This window comes from Streptomyces megasporus (genome assembly GCF_000718985.1).
Lineage (GTDB): Bacteria > Actinomycetota > Actinomycetes > Streptomycetales > Streptomycetaceae > Streptomyces > Streptomyces megasporus.
This window is the reverse complement of the sequence record NZ_JODL01000025.1, coordinates 24,303-39,843: the sequence shown is the minus strand read 5'-3', so window position 1 is coordinate 39,843 and position 15,541 is coordinate 24,303. Positions and strand designations below refer to the sequence as shown.

General features: G+C 73.8%; 13 protein-coding genes. 7 read left to right on the top strand and 6 right to left on the bottom strand.

Translation table 11 applies throughout. The features are described from left to right. Positions 1–7: 7 nt before the first annotated feature. Both IF47_RS0120420 and IF47_RS0120415 read right to left on the bottom strand, forming a co-directional pair. Complete coding sequence (locus IF47_RS0120420; RefSeq protein ID WP_031510330.1) at positions 8–592, bottom strand: Rv1733c family protein; 585 nt, start codon at positions 590–592, stop codon at positions 8–10. Positions 593–920: 328 nt separating this feature from the next. Next, the gene (locus tag IF47_RS0120415) at positions 921–3,299 is read right to left on the bottom strand and encodes a phosphoketolase family protein (protein WP_031510329.1); all 2,379 of its coding nucleotides are present in this window, start codon (positions 3,297–3,299) and stop codon (positions 921–923) included. Positions 3,300–3,603: 304 nt separating this feature from the next. Here IF47_RS0120415 and IF47_RS0120410 point away from each other — a divergent pair, with 304 nt between their 5' ends. Further along, positions 3,604–4,917: a helix-turn-helix domain-containing protein gene (locus IF47_RS0120410; protein ID WP_106982616.1), complete on the top strand. Its 1,314-nt coding sequence runs from the start codon at positions 3,604–3,606 to the stop codon at positions 4,915–4,917. Between the two features lie 255 nt (positions 4,918–5,172). Here IF47_RS0120410 and IF47_RS0120405 read toward each other — a convergent pair whose 3' ends face one another. Next, positions 5,173–6,000, bottom strand: a complete 828-nt coding sequence (locus IF47_RS0120405) for an MOSC domain-containing protein (protein WP_031510327.1) — start codon at positions 5,998–6,000, stop codon at positions 5,173–5,175. A gap of 37 nt (positions 6,001–6,037) precedes the next feature. Continuing rightward, on the bottom strand, positions 6,038–6,532 hold the full coding sequence (locus tag IF47_RS0120400) for a DUF6643 family protein (protein WP_031510326.1): 495 nt from the start codon (positions 6,530–6,532) through the stop codon (positions 6,038–6,040). 248 nt (positions 6,533–6,780) lie between these two features. Here IF47_RS0120400 and IF47_RS0120395 point away from each other — a divergent pair, with 248 nt between their 5' ends. From IF47_RS0120395 to IF47_RS0120375, 5 genes are all read left to right on the top strand, one after another. Further along, positions 6,781–8,013 carry a TerD family protein gene (locus IF47_RS0120395; protein ID WP_037733019.1) on the top strand — a complete coding sequence of 411 codons (1,233 nt, stop codon included), beginning with the start codon at positions 6,781–6,783 and terminating at the stop codon, positions 8,011–8,013. Positions 8,014–8,148: 135 nt separating this feature from the next. Then, a complete protein-coding gene (locus IF47_RS0120390) occupies positions 8,149–8,940 on the top strand; it encodes a glutamate racemase (RefSeq protein WP_031510324.1) in 792 nt (263 codons plus the stop codon). Between the two features lie 122 nt (positions 8,941–9,062). Then, positions 9,063–9,557, top strand: a complete 495-nt coding sequence (locus IF47_RS0120385) for an NUDIX hydrolase (protein WP_031510323.1) — start codon at positions 9,063–9,065, stop codon at positions 9,555–9,557. Positions 9,558–9,597: 40 nt separating this feature from the next. Beyond that, a complete protein-coding gene (locus IF47_RS0120380) occupies positions 9,598–10,446 on the top strand; it encodes a 3-hydroxybutyrate dehydrogenase (RefSeq protein ID WP_051717957.1) in 849 nt (282 codons plus the stop codon). Between the two features lie 130 nt (positions 10,447–10,576). Continuing rightward, complete coding sequence (locus IF47_RS0120375; protein ID WP_037733009.1) at positions 10,577–12,472, top strand: helix-turn-helix domain-containing protein; 1,896 nt, start codon at positions 10,577–10,579, stop codon at positions 12,470–12,472. Between the two features lie 40 nt (positions 12,473–12,512). Here the strand turns inward: IF47_RS0120375 and IF47_RS0120370 are convergent, their stop codons facing one another. Together IF47_RS0120370 and IF47_RS0120365 are read right to left on the bottom strand one after the other, a co-directional pair. After that, positions 12,513–13,922: an MFS transporter gene (locus IF47_RS0120370; protein WP_037733008.1), complete on the bottom strand. Its 1,410-nt coding sequence runs from the start codon at positions 13,920–13,922 to the stop codon at positions 12,513–12,515. A 187-nt stretch (positions 13,923–14,109) separates the two neighbouring features. After that, positions 14,110–14,811: a Crp/Fnr family transcriptional regulator gene (locus tag IF47_RS0120365; RefSeq protein ID WP_211257236.1), complete on the bottom strand. Its 702-nt coding sequence runs from the start codon at positions 14,809–14,811 to the stop codon at positions 14,110–14,112. 134 nt (positions 14,812–14,945) lie between these two features. Here IF47_RS0120365 and IF47_RS0120360 point away from each other — a divergent pair, with 134 nt between their 5' ends. Beyond that, the gene (locus IF47_RS0120360; RefSeq protein ID WP_211257235.1) at positions 14,946–15,458 is read left to right on the top strand and encodes a Pycsar system effector family protein; all 513 of its coding nucleotides are present in this window, start codon (positions 14,946–14,948) and stop codon (positions 15,456–15,458) included. The last annotated feature ends 83 nt before the right edge of the window (positions 15,459–15,541 follow it).

The following is a 15,541-nucleotide window of genomic DNA, read 5'->3' as shown; positions in this document are numbered from 1 at the left end:
ATTCGCGTCAGTTCGCCCGGTCGGCACGCCCCCAGTCGGGGCCCACCCTGGCCCATTCCTCCTCCCAGCGCGCGTACCGCCGGGACATCAACCGCCGTACCGCCAGCCGCCGTACGGCCTCCACCAGCCCGGCCGCGACGCCCGCGGTCCCGATGCCGGCCAGGACGGAGTGCGTGGCGGCGGTGGCGGCGTCCATGGGACGCGAGGTGAGCTCGCCGCGGGCGTCGGTCCACACGCGCAGCCGGTCCCCGGGCTCGGCCGCGCGGTCGGTGGTGACCGTGCCCGAGTGGGTGCGACCGTCGACCGCCGTCCACGTGGCGGCCACCCGGTACCCGGACCCGTGCTCGGGGTCGGAGTCGGCCGGCGGGGCCGTCTCGGCCACCGTCGCCCACACCTGCTGCCGTTGGCGGTGTTGGTCGCGCACGGTCTCCAGGAGAGCCTGGTGCGCCGCCCGCCCGCCGCACAGCGCGGCGGTGGGCGTGGCCAGGGTGATCAGCAGGACGGCGCCCAGTGTCAGCCATCCCTCGATCCGGTCGGTACCCCGGCACAGCGGGTTCCTCCGCCAACGCCACAGCCCGGCGATCGATCGCACGATCGCTCACCCCCTTGTTCTCCCTGTCGTTCCCCACCCGCCCGTGGTCGTCCGGTGAGATACGGGTGGACAGGAAGAGAGAGCGACATCGTGGCTCCGGGGTTGCCTCGGTGCCCGGAAGTATCGCGTTCTCTTCGTGGATCAAGCCTATCGGGGCGCCGGGGCCCCGCCCAGTCACCGAAGGGTCACGGTGCGGTCCGGAGAGCGGCCCGGGAAAGGACCCGGAAAGGGGCCCGGACGGTCGGGCGCGCCGTCCGACCTCCCCCGTCGGGACGGGGGTTCGGACGGCGGCGGCCCGCGCCGTCCGCGTGCCCGGACCGCCGGGCCGTCAGCCCGGCCAACTCCACTCGGCGACCTCGGGCAGGTCGGTGCCGTGCTCGCGGATCCGGTCGTGGTGCCGGTTGCGCACGTCCTGCAGTTCCTGCCGCAGGCCCGCCGCCCGGACCGCCAGGCCCGGCACCCGGTCGACGACGTCCATGGCCAGCCGGTAGCGGTCCATGTCGTTGCGGAGGACCATGTCGAACGGGGTGGTGGTGGCCCCGCTCTCCCGGTAGCCGCGCACGTGGAGCCGCTCGTGGCCGGTGTGCCGGTAGGTCAGCCGGTGGATCAGCCACGGATAGCCGTGGTAGGCGAAGATCACCGGCCGGTCGCGGGTGAAGACCGCGTCGAACTCCGCCTCCGGCAGCCCGTGCGGATGCCGGGACCGGGGGAGCAGCCGCGCGATGTCCACGACGTTCACCACGCGCACGGCCAACTCGGGCAGGCGGTCGCGCAGCAGGGAGGCCGCGGCCAGCACCTCCAGGGTGGGCACGTCCCCGGCGCAGGCCAGCACCACGTCCGGCTCCTCGCCCGGCCGCTCGGTCCCGGCCCACTCCCAGATGCCGATGCCGCGTGCGCAGTGGGCACGGGCCTCCTTGGGGCCCAGCCAGTCGAAACAGGGCTGCTTGCCCGCCACGACCACGTTCACCACGTCCGTCGTCCGCAGCACGTGGTCGACGGTGTACAGCAGGGTGTTGGCGTCCGGCGGGAAGTAGACGCGGACCACGTCCGGGCTCTTGTTGAGGATGTGGTCGACGAAACCGGGGTCCTGGTGGGAGAAGCCGTTGTGGTCCTGGCGCCACGCGTGCGAGGTGAGCAGGTGGTTGAGGCCGGGGACCGGGGCCCGCCAGGGCACCTCGCGGGCGCTCTGCAGCCATTTGGCGTGCTGGGTGGCCATGCTCGCGACGATGGTGGCGAACCCCTCGTAGGAGGTGAACAGCCCGTGCCGCCCGGTGAGCGTGTAACCCTCCAGCCAGCCCTGGCACAGGTGCTCGGAGAGCACCTCCATCACCCGGCCGTGCGGGCCCAGGTTCCGGTCCGTGTCCAGGGTGGTGCCCTGCCAGGCGCGGGAAGTGGCCTCGAACACCTCGCCCAGACGGTTGGACTCGACCTCGTCGGGGGCCATCACGCGGAAGTCGCGCCGCTCCTCGGTGTCCCGGAGGAGACGGCGCAGCATCCCGCCCAGCACCCGCGTCGGCTCGTGGGAGGACGCGCCCGGCCCCTCCACCGGCACCGCGAAGGACGCCGGGTCGGGCAGGGGCAGGGAGCGCCGCAGCCGTCCGCCGTTGGCGTGCGGATTGGCCCCCAACCGCCGCTCCCCGACCGGTACGCAGGCCAGCACCTCGGGGCGGGGGCGGCCGGAGGCGTCGAAGAGTTCCTCGGGGCGGTACGAGCGCAGCCACCGCTCCAGCGCGCGCAGGTGCTCGGGGTTCTCGCGCACCTCGGCGAGCGGGATCTGATGGGAGCGCCAGGTGCCCTCCACCGGGTCGCCGTCCACGTCGTGCGGGCCGGTCCAGCCCTTGGGCGTGCGCAGCACGATCGCGGGCCACCGCGGCCGTTCGGCGACGCCCTCCTCGCGGGCCGCGCGCCGGATCGCGGCGATCCTCTCCAGCGCCTCGTCCAGGGCGGCGGCCATGGCGCGGTGCGCGTGGTGCGCGGGGGTGTCGGGCTCGGCCGTCACGTACAGCGGCTCGTGCCCGTAACCGCGCAGCAGCGCGTCCAGTTCCTCCTCGGGGATGCGGGAGAGCACGGTCGGGTTGGCGATCTTGTAGCCGTTGAGGTGGAGGACGGGGAGGACCGCTCCGTCCCGCACCGGGTCGAGGAACTTGTCGGAGTGCCAGGAGGCGGCCAGCGGTCCCGTCTCCGCCTCGCCGTCGCCGATGACGCAGACCACCAGCAGGTCCGGGTTGTCGAAGGCGGCCCCGTAGGCGTGCGCCAGGGAGTAGCCCAGCTCACCGCCCTCCTGGATGGAACCGGGCACCACCGGAGCCGTGTGACTGGGGAGCCCGCCGGGGAAGGAGAACGCGCCGAACAGCCGCGCCATCCCGGCCTCGTCCCGCCCCATGTCCGGCCACAGCTCACCGAAGGTGCCCTCCAGCCAGCTCCCCGCCAGGACCGCGGGGGCGCCGTGGCCCGGCCCCCAGACGCACAGCGCGTTCAGGTCGCGCGTGCCGATCACCCGGTTCAGGTGGGTGTAGACCAGGCCCAGGCCGGGGCAGGTGCCCCAGTGGCCCAGCAGGCGCGGCTTGATGTGCTCGGGGCGCAACTCCTCGCGCAGCAACGGGTTGTCGCGGAGGTAGAGCTGGCCCGCGGCCAGGTAGTTCAGCGCGCGCCAGTGCGCGTCCAGGTCGGCGCACTCGCGGTCGGTGAGCGGGGGACGTGTCTCCATGGAGACCTCCAGCCGTGGCTCGGATCGACGTTCCTCGGGGCTCCGCGCGTCCCGTGGCTCGGGCGGTGCCCCTGACCCGTGTCCCCTCGGCGCGGAGCGCCACACCCGCGCCCCTCGGCCACTCCGTGCCCGCCGTTTCGCCCCCCGCCTCATCCGCCGTCTCATCCGCCGTCTCGGTCACTGCCCGTCCGTCGCCCGCTCGGCGGTCTCGGAGAGCCGCGCGCGGGGTCGTGCGCCCCCGCGTGATGCTCCGCGCCCCTCACCCCGTTGCCGTGGCACCGCCCGGGGCAGGACGATGGCTGCCGTGCTCAATCCATGGCTGGCACTGGAGACGGGCGCGGACCCGGCCGAACGGATCGGCGCCGTGCGCCGCGCCCACGAGGCGTTCCTGACCGAGGGGGCGATCGGCGCGCCCGTCCGGAAGGTGATAGCCGACTCCTGGCGGCGCTCGGCCGGGGCCTCGGTCGAGCCGGACGGCGTGGCCCCCGTCGAACTCGACGAGGACGAACTCGCCGAGCACCGCCGGACGCATCCCCTGGCCCGGGTCATGCCGCTGTTCCGGGATCTGCTGGGCGCCATCGTCGAGGACGGCGCCCATCTGTTGTCGGTCTGCGACGAACACGGCCGGATGCTGTGGGTCGAGGGCCACGCGCGGGTGAGGCGGCGTGCCGAGGCGATGAACTTCGTCCCCGGCGCCCGCTGGACCGAGGCGTGCGTCGGCACCAACGCCCCCGGGACCGCCCTCGCCGTCGACCACGCCGTGCAGATCTTCGCCGCCGAGCACTACTGCCGTCCCGTCCAACCCTGGACGTGCGCCGCGGCCCCCGTCCACGACCCGCGCACCCGCCGTCTGCTGGGGGTCGTGGACATCACCGGCGGCGACGACCTCGCCTCCCCGTACAGCCTCGCGCTCGTCCGGGCCGCCGCCCGCGCGGCCGAGGCCCATCTCGCCTCCCTCGGCCCGGCCGCCGACGCGACCCCCTTCCTGGAGGTCCTGGGCCGGGACGAGGCCCTGCTCCGCACCGGTGGGGGAGCGCCGGTGCGGCTGAGCCGGCGGCACAGCGAGATCCTGCTGCTGCTCGCCGCCCACCCCGACGGGCTCTCCGGCGACCGGCTCGCCCTGGAGCTGTACGGCGACCGTGACATCAGTCCCGTCACCCTGCGCGCGGAGCTGTCGCGGCTGCGGGCCCTGCCGGGCCCGCGGCCCGCCTCCCGCCCGTACCGTCTGGCCGCCCCGGTGCGCACCGACCACGGCACGGTCGCCGACGCCCTGGACAGCGGCGACCTGCCCACCGCGCTGGCCGCCTACCGGGGCCCGCTGCTGCCGATGTCGGAGGCCCCCGGCGTCGTACGGCTGCGGAGGCTGTTGGAGGACCGGTTGAGGCAGGCCCTGCTCGCCCGCCGCGACCCGGTGCTGCTGGACGGCTGGGTGCGCACCCCCTGGGGCGAGGACGACCTCCAGGCCTGGGAGGCGCTGGCCGACGCGCTGCCCCCCGCCGCGCGGGCGGTGCCCGCCGCCCGGGCACGGACCTTGCGCGGCGCCTACGGGATCGCCGCGGGCGTTCCCCGGCAGCCGGCCGGAGGGGACGCAACCCGTCCGCAACGTCCCACCGCCTAACGTGCGGGTGAACCGCCGCCCGGTCGTCGACGGTCGGAAGGGCCGTCTCTCCGGGGAGTGCGCGACACCCGGGAGCGGGGCGTGGAGCGGCGCTCCCATCCCGGAGGGCAGGGGCGGTACGGCGGGGCCGCGCGGCCTGCTTGACGGCGAGCAGGGCGAGCGGTCACCGGCGGCGAGACGCCGAGCGTGCGGGGTCCCACCCCGCTCCGCCGTACCGCCTCACGCGGTGCCGCCGCCCGCGCCGGGGCGGCCGGCTCACTCCAGGACCTCGAAGACGTCGCCCGTGTTCAGGGTGCCGGTGCCCTCCGGGACCAGGAGCTGACCGAAGATCAGCCGATCGCCGAAGCGGCGGTGTCGGGCCAGGGTGCGCAGCGGTTCCTTGCCCCGCTCGCCCGTGGTCTGGTCGGTGGTGGTCACCACACAGCGGCCGCAGGGCTTGGCGACCCGGAAGGACACCTCGCCGATCCGGATCCGGCGCCAACCGTCCTCGGCCCAGGGCGGAGTGCCCCCGACCACCACGTTGGGCCGGAAGCGGTCCATCGGGAGCGGCCCCTCGTCCGGGTGGTCGCCCTGCTCTATCAGCAGGTTGAGGGCGTCCAGCGACGACACCGTGGTGAGCAGCACGGGGAAACCGTCGGCGAAGCTCACCGTCTCGCCGGGCCGGCCGTACTCGGAGGCGATCGGACGCCGGCGCTCCGGGGCGTCGAGGTGGACCAGCCGTGCCTCGACGCCCAGGTACTCCGCCAGCCAGGCGCCGGCCTCGGCCGCGGCCGGGACCGCCTCCACCGCGGTGCGCCACACCTCGACCACCGTCGGGCCCGAGGCCGGGTCCGGCACCTCGACGGTGAGCGGCCGCATGCCGGGAGCGGACAACCGCAGGCCGCCGCCGGGCAGTTGCTCGGCGGCGGCCCGCGCCATGCGCGGATGCTCGCGCTGGGTGAGCTGTGCGCCGTCGGGATCGGTCACCATCCAGCGACGATCCCCCGACAGTCCCCATGGCTCGACGACGGCACGGGTCGTCCCGACACCCGCGAACGACTTCACCGGGTAGAGGTTGAGCGCGGCCAGCCTGGGCGTGGTCATGCGCCCATCCTGCCACCCGGGTCGGACGGTCGGCCGATCAGTAACCGCGTCCCTGGTAGGGGTGGCCGTACGGCTCCTCGTACGAGCCGGGGTGCGGGGCCTGGGCCGGTGCGGGCATCTGCCGCGGAGGCGTCGGCCGCGGGGCGACCGGGCGTATCTGCGGCTGCTGCGGGTTCGGGTAACCGTAGCCGCTCCGCGGCGCGGTGGCCTGCTGCGGGATGTAGGGCGCGGGCGTCTGCTGCAGCGGCGCGGGCTGCTGGACGGGCGCGGGCTGGTAACCCGGGTGCGGGTAGCCGTACCCCGGCTGGGGGGCCTGCGGCGACGGATGGGAGGAGGGCCCGGACGGCAGCGCGGGCAGCGCGGCCGGGAGGGCGGGCAGGTGTTCCGAGGACTCGTAGGGAGACGCCGGAACGCGAATGGGCGCGATCTGAGGTCTACCCCGCTCGGCGACCAGGCTGTCGTAGATCGGGGTGTCAGCGAAAGACGGCGTGGAGTAGTAGCCACCGCCATAGGTGCTGCGGGGGGACGTCATACTCATAAGTTAAGCCCACGATGTGCTGGTTGGGGAGAGCGATAAGAAGGTCATTCCGCGGGGTTTCCGTGGCCATGAACCACTGCTGTGGCCAAAAGTGAAGAAAACGCCCATGCTGTCTGGTAAAGACACGGGAAAGTCCGGTTCCCGTAGTGTTCCACGGAGTGTCTCCCGAGGGAACGGGAGGCGGCCTCGCCGAGCGTGACGAGCGTGCGGCGGCCCGGCCATCGGAGGGGGAGGACATGACCATGCTCAAAGGCGCCAACGTTCCGGTCCCGGCGCGCGCGATCCGGGTCGAGGTGGGATGGGACGCCGGGCCGGGAGTCCCGGACGTGGACGCCTCGGCGCTGCTGCTGGTCTCCGGCAGAGTCCGCTCGGACGACGACTTCGTCTTCTACAACCAGCCCCGGCACGTCTCCGACGCCGTGCGCCACGAGGGGAAGCGCTCCGCCGGCGGCACCGCGACCGACACCCTCGCGGTGGACCTGGAGCGGGTGGAGCCCGCCGTGGAGACGGTGGTCGTCGCCGCCTCCGCGGACGGCGGCCCCTTCGGACGGGTGCCGGGACTGTACGTACGGGTGCTCGACGCGGGCGGCGGAGCCGAACTCGCCCGGTTCGACAGCCGGGACGCCACCGTCGAGACGGCCTTCGTGCTCGGCGAGCTGTACCGCCGGCAGGGCGCCTGGAAGTTCCGGGCCGTCGGCCAGGGCTACGACAGCGGACTGGCCGGTCTCGCCGGCGACTTCGGCATCACGGTCGACGAACCGGCCCCCGCTCCTGCCGCTCCCCCCGCTCCCGCGCCTCCCGTTCCCGCCGCGCCTCCCGCTCCCGCACAGCCCGTGCAGCCCGTGCGACTGACCAAGGTCACGTTGACCAAGGAGGCGCCCAGGGTCTCCCTCGCCAAGCAGGGCGGCACCTCCGGAGCGCTGCGGGTCAACCTCAACTGGCAGGTGCGCGAACGGTCCAAGGGCTGGGGAGGGATGTTCGGCCGGGCCGCGCACTCCGACCTCGACCTGGACCTGTGCGCCCTCTACGAGCTCGCCGACGGCCGCAAGGGCGTCGTCCAGGCGCTCGGCAACGCCTTCGGCGCGCTGCGCCGACCGCCGTACATCCACCTCGACGGCGACGACCGCACCGGCGCCGTCACCACCGGCGAGAACCTCACGGTCAACCTGGACCACAAGGAGGAGTTCCGGCGCGTTCTGATCTTCGTCACCATCTACGAGGGCGCCCGCAGCTTCGCGGGTCTCCACGCCACGGTGACGCTCACTCCGCAGCACGGCGCTCCCATCGACTTCTCCCTCGACGAGTGCACCGTCCCCTCCACCGTCTGCGCCCTGGCGCTGATCACCAACAACGGCGGCGACCTCGTCGTCCAGCGCGAGGCGCGCTACCTGGTCCCCGAACGGGGGGTGAGCCCGCAGCGGACGGTGGACCAGGTGTACGGCTGGGGCATGCAGTGGACGCCCGGCCGCAAATGACCGGCCGACCCGCCGCGTCCGTCGAGGACCCCGACACCGGACAGGCATCGGACGGGCACCGGGCGTCCATCCCGGCGAGCGCCCGACGGGAGGCTCGCCCGGCCGGCCTCGGTCCGTACCCGTACGCTGGTCTCCGTGAAGATCGCACTCGTGGACTCCGGGATCGGGCTGCTGGCCGCCGCCGCCGCGGTACGGCGCGCGAGACCCGACGCCGACCTCGTCCTGTCCAGTGATCCCGACGGCATGCCCTGGGGTCCGAGGACGGCCGACGACATCGCCGCCCGCGCCCTGGCCTGTGCGCGGGCGGCCGTCGAGTCGGAGCCGGACGCGCTGATCGTCGCCTGCAACACCGCCTCCGTACACGCCCTGTCCGCGCTCCGCGCCGAGTTGGAACCCGACCTGCCGGTCATCGGCACCGTGCCCGCGATCAAGCCCGCCGCGGCGGCGGGCGGCCCCGTCGCGGTCTGGGCCACCCCCGCCACCACCGGCAGCCCCTACCAACGCCGCCTGATCGCGGAGTACGGCAACGGGGCGGTGATCGTCGAGGTGCCCTGCCACGGCCTGGCCGACGCGGTGGAGAGCGGGGAGGAGACGGCCGTCGCCGCCGCCGTGGCCGCCGCCGCCGCGCTCACCCCGCCGGACGTACGGGCCGTCGTGCTCGGCTGCACCCACTACGAACTGGTCGCCGAGCGCATCCGCGCCGCCGTCCGCCCCTCGGGCGCACCGGCCCTCGACCTGTACGGCTCGGCCACGGCGGTGGCCGGTCAGGCGCTGCGCCGGATCGGTGCGGAACCGGACCCCGGGGCGACTCCCACCGGCGGCCTCACCGTCCTGCTCGGCGGCCGTCCGGCCGAGCCGACCGCCGCCGTGCGCGCCTACGCCGAGGGCCGGCTGCTGCTCGCGGGCGGCGCGGTCCGAGCAGGCTGACCGCTCTCTTCCGGTCTCTCCGCTCCCTCCCGGGCGTGTGCGCGGCGACGGCCGCCGTACGGGGAGGTCGGGGCATCCGGGCGGTCACCGCGGGAGCCGCGCGAGGCGCGTAGGCTCGCCGCATGGCGACTCCCGACTTCATCCGTGAGCTGCGCGCGAGCGTGGGGCGACAACTGCTCTTCCTGCCCGGGGTCAGCGCGGTCGTCTTCGACGACGAGGGACGCATCCTCCTCGGCAGACGGGCCGACACCGGCCGCTGGTCGATCATCGGCGGCATCCCGGAGCCGGGTGAGCAGCCCGCCGAGGCCGTGGTCCGCGAGGTGTACGAGGAGACCGCCGTCCACGCCGTCCCCGAACGACTGGTGCTGGTGCAGACGCTGGCCCCGGTGCGGTACCCCAACGGGGACGTGTGCCAGTTCATGGACGTCTCCTTCCGCTGCCGGGCGGTCGGCGGGCGGCCACGGGTCAACGACGACGAGTCGCTGGAGGTGGCCTGGTTCGAGCCGGACGCGCTGCCGCCGCTGGAGGAGTTCGCGCTGACGCGCATCAAACGCGCGGGGAGCGAGGAGCCCACGTGGTTCGAGAACATCGAGAGGGGCGGAAGTATGGGTGGATGACACATCGGTGAGGAGGCGACCGCTGCTTAATGTGCTGGTCATGACCGCGCCGCTGACCCCCCGCACCGTGCACGCTCCCACCGACGCCGACACCGTCGCCCTTCCGGGCCCCGGCGCCCCGGCCACGCCACTCGACCTCGGCGGTCGCACCGCCCTCGTCACCGGTGCCGCCGGCGGCATCGGCCGGGCCTGCGCCCTGCGGCTCGCCGCCGCCGGCGCCAAGGTCCGCGCCGTGGACCGGGACGCCGACGGCCTGCGGAAGCTGGCCGGCCGGGCGGCCGAACTGCCCGGCACCCTGGAGACGGTCCACCTCGACCTCACCGACCTCGACGCCGCCGAGCAGGCCGCCGCCGGCACCGATGTGCTGGTCAACAACGCCGGGCTGCAACTGGTCCGTCCCATCGAGGAGTTCCCGCCGGACGTCTTCCACACCGTGCTGACGGTGATGCTGGAGGCGCCCTTCCGCATGGTGCGCGGCGCCCTGCCCCACATGTACGGACAGGGCTGGGGGCGGATCGTCAACATCTCCTCGGTCCACGGACTGCGCGCCTCCGCGTACAAGTCCGCCTATGTCAGCGCCAAACACGGACTGGAAGGACTGTCCAAGGTCGCCGCCCTGGAGGGCGCCGCGCACGGCGTCACCTCCAACTGCGTCAACCCCGCCTACGTCCGCACCCCCCTGGTGGAGAAGCAGATCGCCGACCAGGCCGCCGCGCACGACATCTCCGCCGACCGCGTGGTCTCCGAGATCATGCTCGCCGACGCCGCCGTCAAGCGGCTGATCGAGCCGGAGGAGGTCGCCGAGGCCGTCGCCTACCTGTGCAGCCCGCAGGCCTCCTTCATCACCGGTGCCTCGTTCGTGATGGACGGCGGCTGGACGGCACACTGACCCCGCGTCCGTCCTCCGAACGCGCCGGCATCCGGACGCATCGATCCGGCGCACGCTCGGCGCACTCGACGCGCACGCCCGGTGCACCTCCCTGGCGCACCCGTACGACCAGCAGGTATCCCTTGTGCCTATGCCCGAGCACGACACCGAGCACGACAGCGGGGCGGCTCCCCTCGCGTTCCTCGAACTCCTCGCCCGCGGCGCGCCCGCCGAGGAGTACGAACACCCCGAGCTGCGCGGCTCCGCCACGGCGGACCGCGCCCGACTCCTCGCCCTGCGGGTGCGGTCCGAGCTGGAGGGGCGCCGCCGGCGCGAGGCCGAGCTGACCGCGCTGTTCGCCACGGCGCACGACCTGGCCGGGGTGCGGGACCTGGACGGCGTGCTGCGGGCCATCGTCCAACGCGCCCGCTCCCTGCTCGGGGCCGAGGTGGCCTACATGACCATCCACGACCCCGAGCGCGGGGACACCTACATGAGGGTCACCGAGGGGTCGGTCTCTGCGAGCTTCCAACAGCTCCGCCTGGGCATGGGCGAGGGGCTGGGCGGCCTGGTCGCCCAGACCGCCCGCCCCTACGTCACCGACGACTACATGCGGGACGAGCGCTTCCTGCACACCCGCAACATCGACACCGGTGTCGGCGAGGAGGGCCTGGTCGCGATCCTCGGGGTGCCGCTGATGCTGGGCCGCGAGGTGATCGGCGTGCTGTTCGCCGCCGACCGCCGCCCCCGCGTCTTCGACCGCGAACAGGTCGCGCTGCTGGCCTCCTTCGCCGCCCACGCCGCCGTCGCCATCGACACCGCCCGGCTGCTCGCCGAGACCCACGAGGCGATGGTCGAGCTGGAGGCCGCCAACGCGATCATCCGCGACCGCAGCGCCGCCATAGAACGCTCCTCCGAAGTGCACGACCGGCTCACCGAACTGGTCCTGCGCGGCGGAGGAGTCGACGACGTGGCCGCCGCGGTCTCCGAGGTCATCGACGGCGACGTGGAGTTCGTCGAGGAGTGGAAGGCGCCCGTGCCGGCCGTCGACCGCTCCCGGCGCGACGGTCACGCCGTGCGCGACGGCGACGCGTGGGTGGCCGCGGTCTCCGCGGGCGGCGAGTTGCTGGGCGCGCTGGTGCTGCGCGGCCAGCGGGAACTCGACCCGATGGACCAACGCACCCTGGAACGCGCCGCCATGGTCACCTCCCTGTTGCTGCTCGCCCGTCGCTCGGCGGGCGAGGCCGAGCAGCGGGTGCGCGGCGAGCTCCTGGACGACCTGCTGGACGCCGCCGACCGCGACCCCCGGCTGCTGCGCGAGCGCGCCGCCCGGCTGGGCGCCGACCTCGACTCGCCCCACGTCGTCCTCGTCGCCCGGCAGGTCGGCGAGCACACCGGGCGACGGGAGGAGAGGGAGACCACCGACCGGCAGCGGCTGTGGTCGGCCGCCTCCCACCTGGCCGCCACCCGACACGGCCTGGCCGCCGCCCGGGACGGCGGGATCGTCCTGCTGATGCCGCTGCGCCCCGGGGAGAGCGCCGGGGACACCGCCCGGCAGGTCGCCTCCCAGCTCGGCTCGGCCGTCCACACGCCCGTCACGGTCGGAGCCTCCCCGGCCGTGCCCGCGCCCGCGGCCGACCCCGGCGCCGTCACCGGCGCCTGCGTCGAGGCCCGCCGCTGCCTGGAGACCCTGCTGCTGTTGGGCCGGGTGGGGGAGGGCGCGGCGGCCGACGACCTGGGCTTCCTGGGACTGCTGCTCGCCGACAGCCGGGACGTCGACGGCTTCGTCCGCCGTACGCTCGGCCCGATCCTGGACTACGACGCCCGCCGGGGCACGGACCTGGTGGGCACCCTGGAGGCGTACTTCGCCAGCGGATGCAGCCCGGCCCGCACCAAGGACGTCCTCCACGTTCACGTCAACACCGTGGCCCAACGGCTGGAGCGGGTCGGGCGGTTGCTGGGCGACGACTGGCAGTGCCCGGACAGGGCCCTGGAGGTACAGCTCGCGCTGAAGCTGTACCGGCTGTCCGCCGCCGTCTCCCGCTGACCGTCCGACCCGCCGTGTTCCGGCCGCGGCCCGGTGTGCCTCAGCCGGACTTCACGGGTGCGGACTCGGCTCGGCCGTCCGGGCCCTTCCCGGCATCCGCACCGTCCTCGGCGTCTTCGTCGTCTTCTCCGATCCGCTCCAGGTCCCGCATCCGGGTCTCCTTGGCGACGCCGACCGCGAGCAGCGTCAGCAGCACGGAGGCGATCACGTACAGGGCGATCGGCGTCGAGCCCCCGAAGTCGGCCAGCAGCGCGGTGGCGATCAGCGGAGCCGGGGCGCCCGCCGCGACCGAGGAGAACTGCGCGCCGATCGAGGCGCCGGAGTAGCGCACCCGGGTCGCGAACAGCTCGGTGAAGAACGCCGCCTGCGGGCCGTACATCGCGCCGTGGAGGAACAGGCCGACGCTGACGGCCAGCAGCACCGCGCCGAAGTTCTCCGTGTCCAGCAGCCAGAAGAACGGGAACATCCACAGGCCGATCCCGGCGGCGCCCAGCAGGTAGACCGGACGGCGGCCCAGCCGGTCCGAGAGCGCGCCCCACATCGGGATCGTCACGAAGTGGACGGCGGAGGCGATCAGTACCGCGTTGAGCACGGTCTGCTTGTCCATCCCCAGGTGCTGGTGCCCGTAGACCAGGACGAAGGCGGTGATGACGTAGTAGCTGATGTTCTCCGCCATCCGGGCGCCCATCGCGATCAGCACGTCGCGCCAGTGGTGCCGCAGCACGGTCAGCAGCGGCATGGCCTCGACCTTCTCCCGGGCCTTGCGGGCCTCGGCCTTGGCCAGCGCCGCCTTGAACACCGGGGACTCGTCGACCGACAGGCGGATCCACAGGCCGACCAGCACCAGCACGCCGGAGAGCAGGAACGGGATGCGCCAGCCCCAGGACTCGAACGCCGAGGACGACAGCGTCGCCGTGAGCACCGCCAGCACGGCGGTGGCCAGCAACTGGCCCACGGGCACGCCGGTCTGCGGCCAGGAGGCCCAGTAACCGCGCCTGCGCGCGTCACCGTGCTCCGACACCAGCAGCACCGCGCCGCCCCACTCGCCGCCGAGCGCGAAGCCCTGGATCAGCCGCAGCACGGTCAGCAGGATGGCGGCCAGGGAACCGATCTGGGTGTGCGTGGGCAGCAGACCGATGGCGCAGGTCGCTCCACCCATCATCAGCAGGCTGATGACCAGCAGCTTCTTACGGCCGAGCCGGTCGCCGTAGTGACCGAAGACCAGGGCGCCGACCGGCCGGGCGACGAAGCCGATCGCGTACGTCAGGAAGGCCAGCAGGGTGCCGACCAACGGGTCGGACTCGGGGAAGAACAGCTTGTTGAAGACGAGCGCGGCTGCCGAGCCGTAGAGGAAGAAGTCGTACCACTCGATGGTGGTGCCGATCAGGCTCGCGGAGACGACGCGTTTGATGCTGGCGGGCGTCGGGGGAGCGGATGCTGCGGAGGCCATGTGCGCCACTTCCTCGTGTGCGGTGGGGACGGATATGTGTCGGCACACGGTAGGAAGCCGCAGGTCAAGGGCACATGTGGCGGGACACCACAGTTCCGGTGACGGATGTGCGGGCGGCCTCCACATCCGGGGGGACGGACGGCCTTGAAACGGCGCCGGTGGACGCCCGGCGCCGGATGGGACGCCCTCAGATCCCGGCCCAGCGGGCGAGGGCGCGCGGGTCGAGGACGACGGTGCGCCCCCGCGAGGTGGACACCAGGCCCTCCCGGTGCAGTCGGCGCAGTGTTCGGACCACCGATTCGCGGGAGGTGCCGGCCGCTCCCGCGAGCTCCCGCTGACTGACCGACAGCACCCGCTCGCCCGCCCTTCCGGGGACCTCGGCGCCGTGCCGCAGCACGAGGTCGAGCAGGACGCGCGCGACCCGGACGCCGGACGGGAGCGCCCCCTGGTCCGCGCGCAGACCGTCGGCGTCCCGTAACCGGGCCGCGAGACCGCGGAGGACGGTCAGGGTGAGCGAGCCGTTCCGCTCCAACAGCGTCAGGAAACGATCCGAGGCGACCACGGTGCCGCGCACCGGCCGCATGGCGGTCGCCGTGGCGGAGCGCGCGCGGCCGTCGACGCAGGACATCTCGCCGACGAGTTCCCCCGGCCCGCGGATCGCCAGGAGACTGGTGTAACCGGTGTCGGCGTCCGCGGTGATCTTCACCAGCCCCTCCTCGACCAGCACCACGCTGTCGGGCGGGCCGCCCTCGGGGAACAGGACGGCGCCCGGCCTCCAGACGCGTGTCCGTCCCGCGTCGCGGATCAGCCGCAGCTCGTCCGGTGAGAACGTCCCCGACGGTTCGGAGTGAACGCGCGTGCCGTGGACGTGGGCAGCCTCGAATCCCACCCTTACCTCCCCCGAACGCCGCGTCGCGGACCACCCTAGGCATTCGGGGCCCGCAGTGCGTCAGATGCGGCAGAACCGTCCACGGCACCCCGAGAACATGAGGAGAGGAAACCGTGTCGATACGGGGAGCGGACGTGAACGGACCACCGGAACCCTTCGACGGCGCGGCGGACACCGCGTGGCGGATCCACGCGGTGCTCATGGACTGGACGGGAAAGGTGGACGCCAAGGCGTCCTTCGCGCTCTCCCTGGAGTCGGCCGCCCTGACCGCGTTCGCCGCGCTCTCCGACGCCCGCGGCGCGCCGTTCGGCGCGGGGCGCGGGGCCGCCGCCCTCCTGTACTGGGCCGGCATGGGGCTGTTGGGCGCCGCGATCGTGATGGCCGTGACCGTGGTGGTGCCCCGGCTCGACGGCAGGCGGTCGAGGACGCACTGGCACACCGGCTTCGTGTACTTCGGCCATCTGCGGCACTGGACACCGGATCGGTTGACCGAGGCGTTGTGCTTCCGGGACCCCACACCGGTCGTGAGCCGGCAGTTGATCGGCATGTCCCGGGTCGCGTGGCGCAAGCACCGACTCGTGCAGGCGTCGCTCGTCGCCGCCGTGGCGGGGGCCGCGACGACGTCCGCCGCCCTGATCGCCGGCTGAGGCGCCGACCGACGCGACGGCTGGCGCGCAGCGCCTTCGAGGGCCGTCCGAAACCCGGTCCGCCGGCCGATTCCTTGTTCGCG

Coding starts and splice junctions, on each gene's coding strand:
- IF47_RS0120400 (WP_031510326.1), bottom strand. CDS start 6,532: ATGACGTCCCCCCGCAGCACCTATGGCGGTGGCTACTACTCCACGCCG.
- IF47_RS0120405 (WP_031510327.1), bottom strand. CDS start 6,000: ATGACCACGCCCAGGCTGGCCGCGCTCAACCTCTACCCGGTGAAGTCG.
- IF47_RS0120375 (WP_037733009.1), top strand. CDS start 10,577: ATGCCCGAGCACGACACCGAGCACGACAGCGGGGCGGCTCCCCTCGCG.
- IF47_RS0120395 (WP_037733019.1), top strand. CDS start 6,781: ATGCTCAAAGGCGCCAACGTTCCGGTCCCGGCGCGCGCGATCCGGGTC.
- IF47_RS0120415 (WP_031510329.1), bottom strand. CDS start 3,299: ATGGAGACACGTCCCCCGCTCACCGACCGCGAGTGCGCCGACCTGGAC.
- IF47_RS0120385 (WP_031510323.1), top strand. CDS start 9,063: ATGGCGACTCCCGACTTCATCCGTGAGCTGCGCGCGAGCGTGGGGCGA.
- IF47_RS0120370 (WP_037733008.1), bottom strand. CDS start 13,922: ATGGCCTCCGCAGCATCCGCTCCCCCGACGCCCGCCAGCATCAAACGC.
- IF47_RS0120380 (WP_051717957.1), top strand. CDS start 9,598: ATGACCGCGCCGCTGACCCCCCGCACCGTGCACGCTCCCACCGACGCC.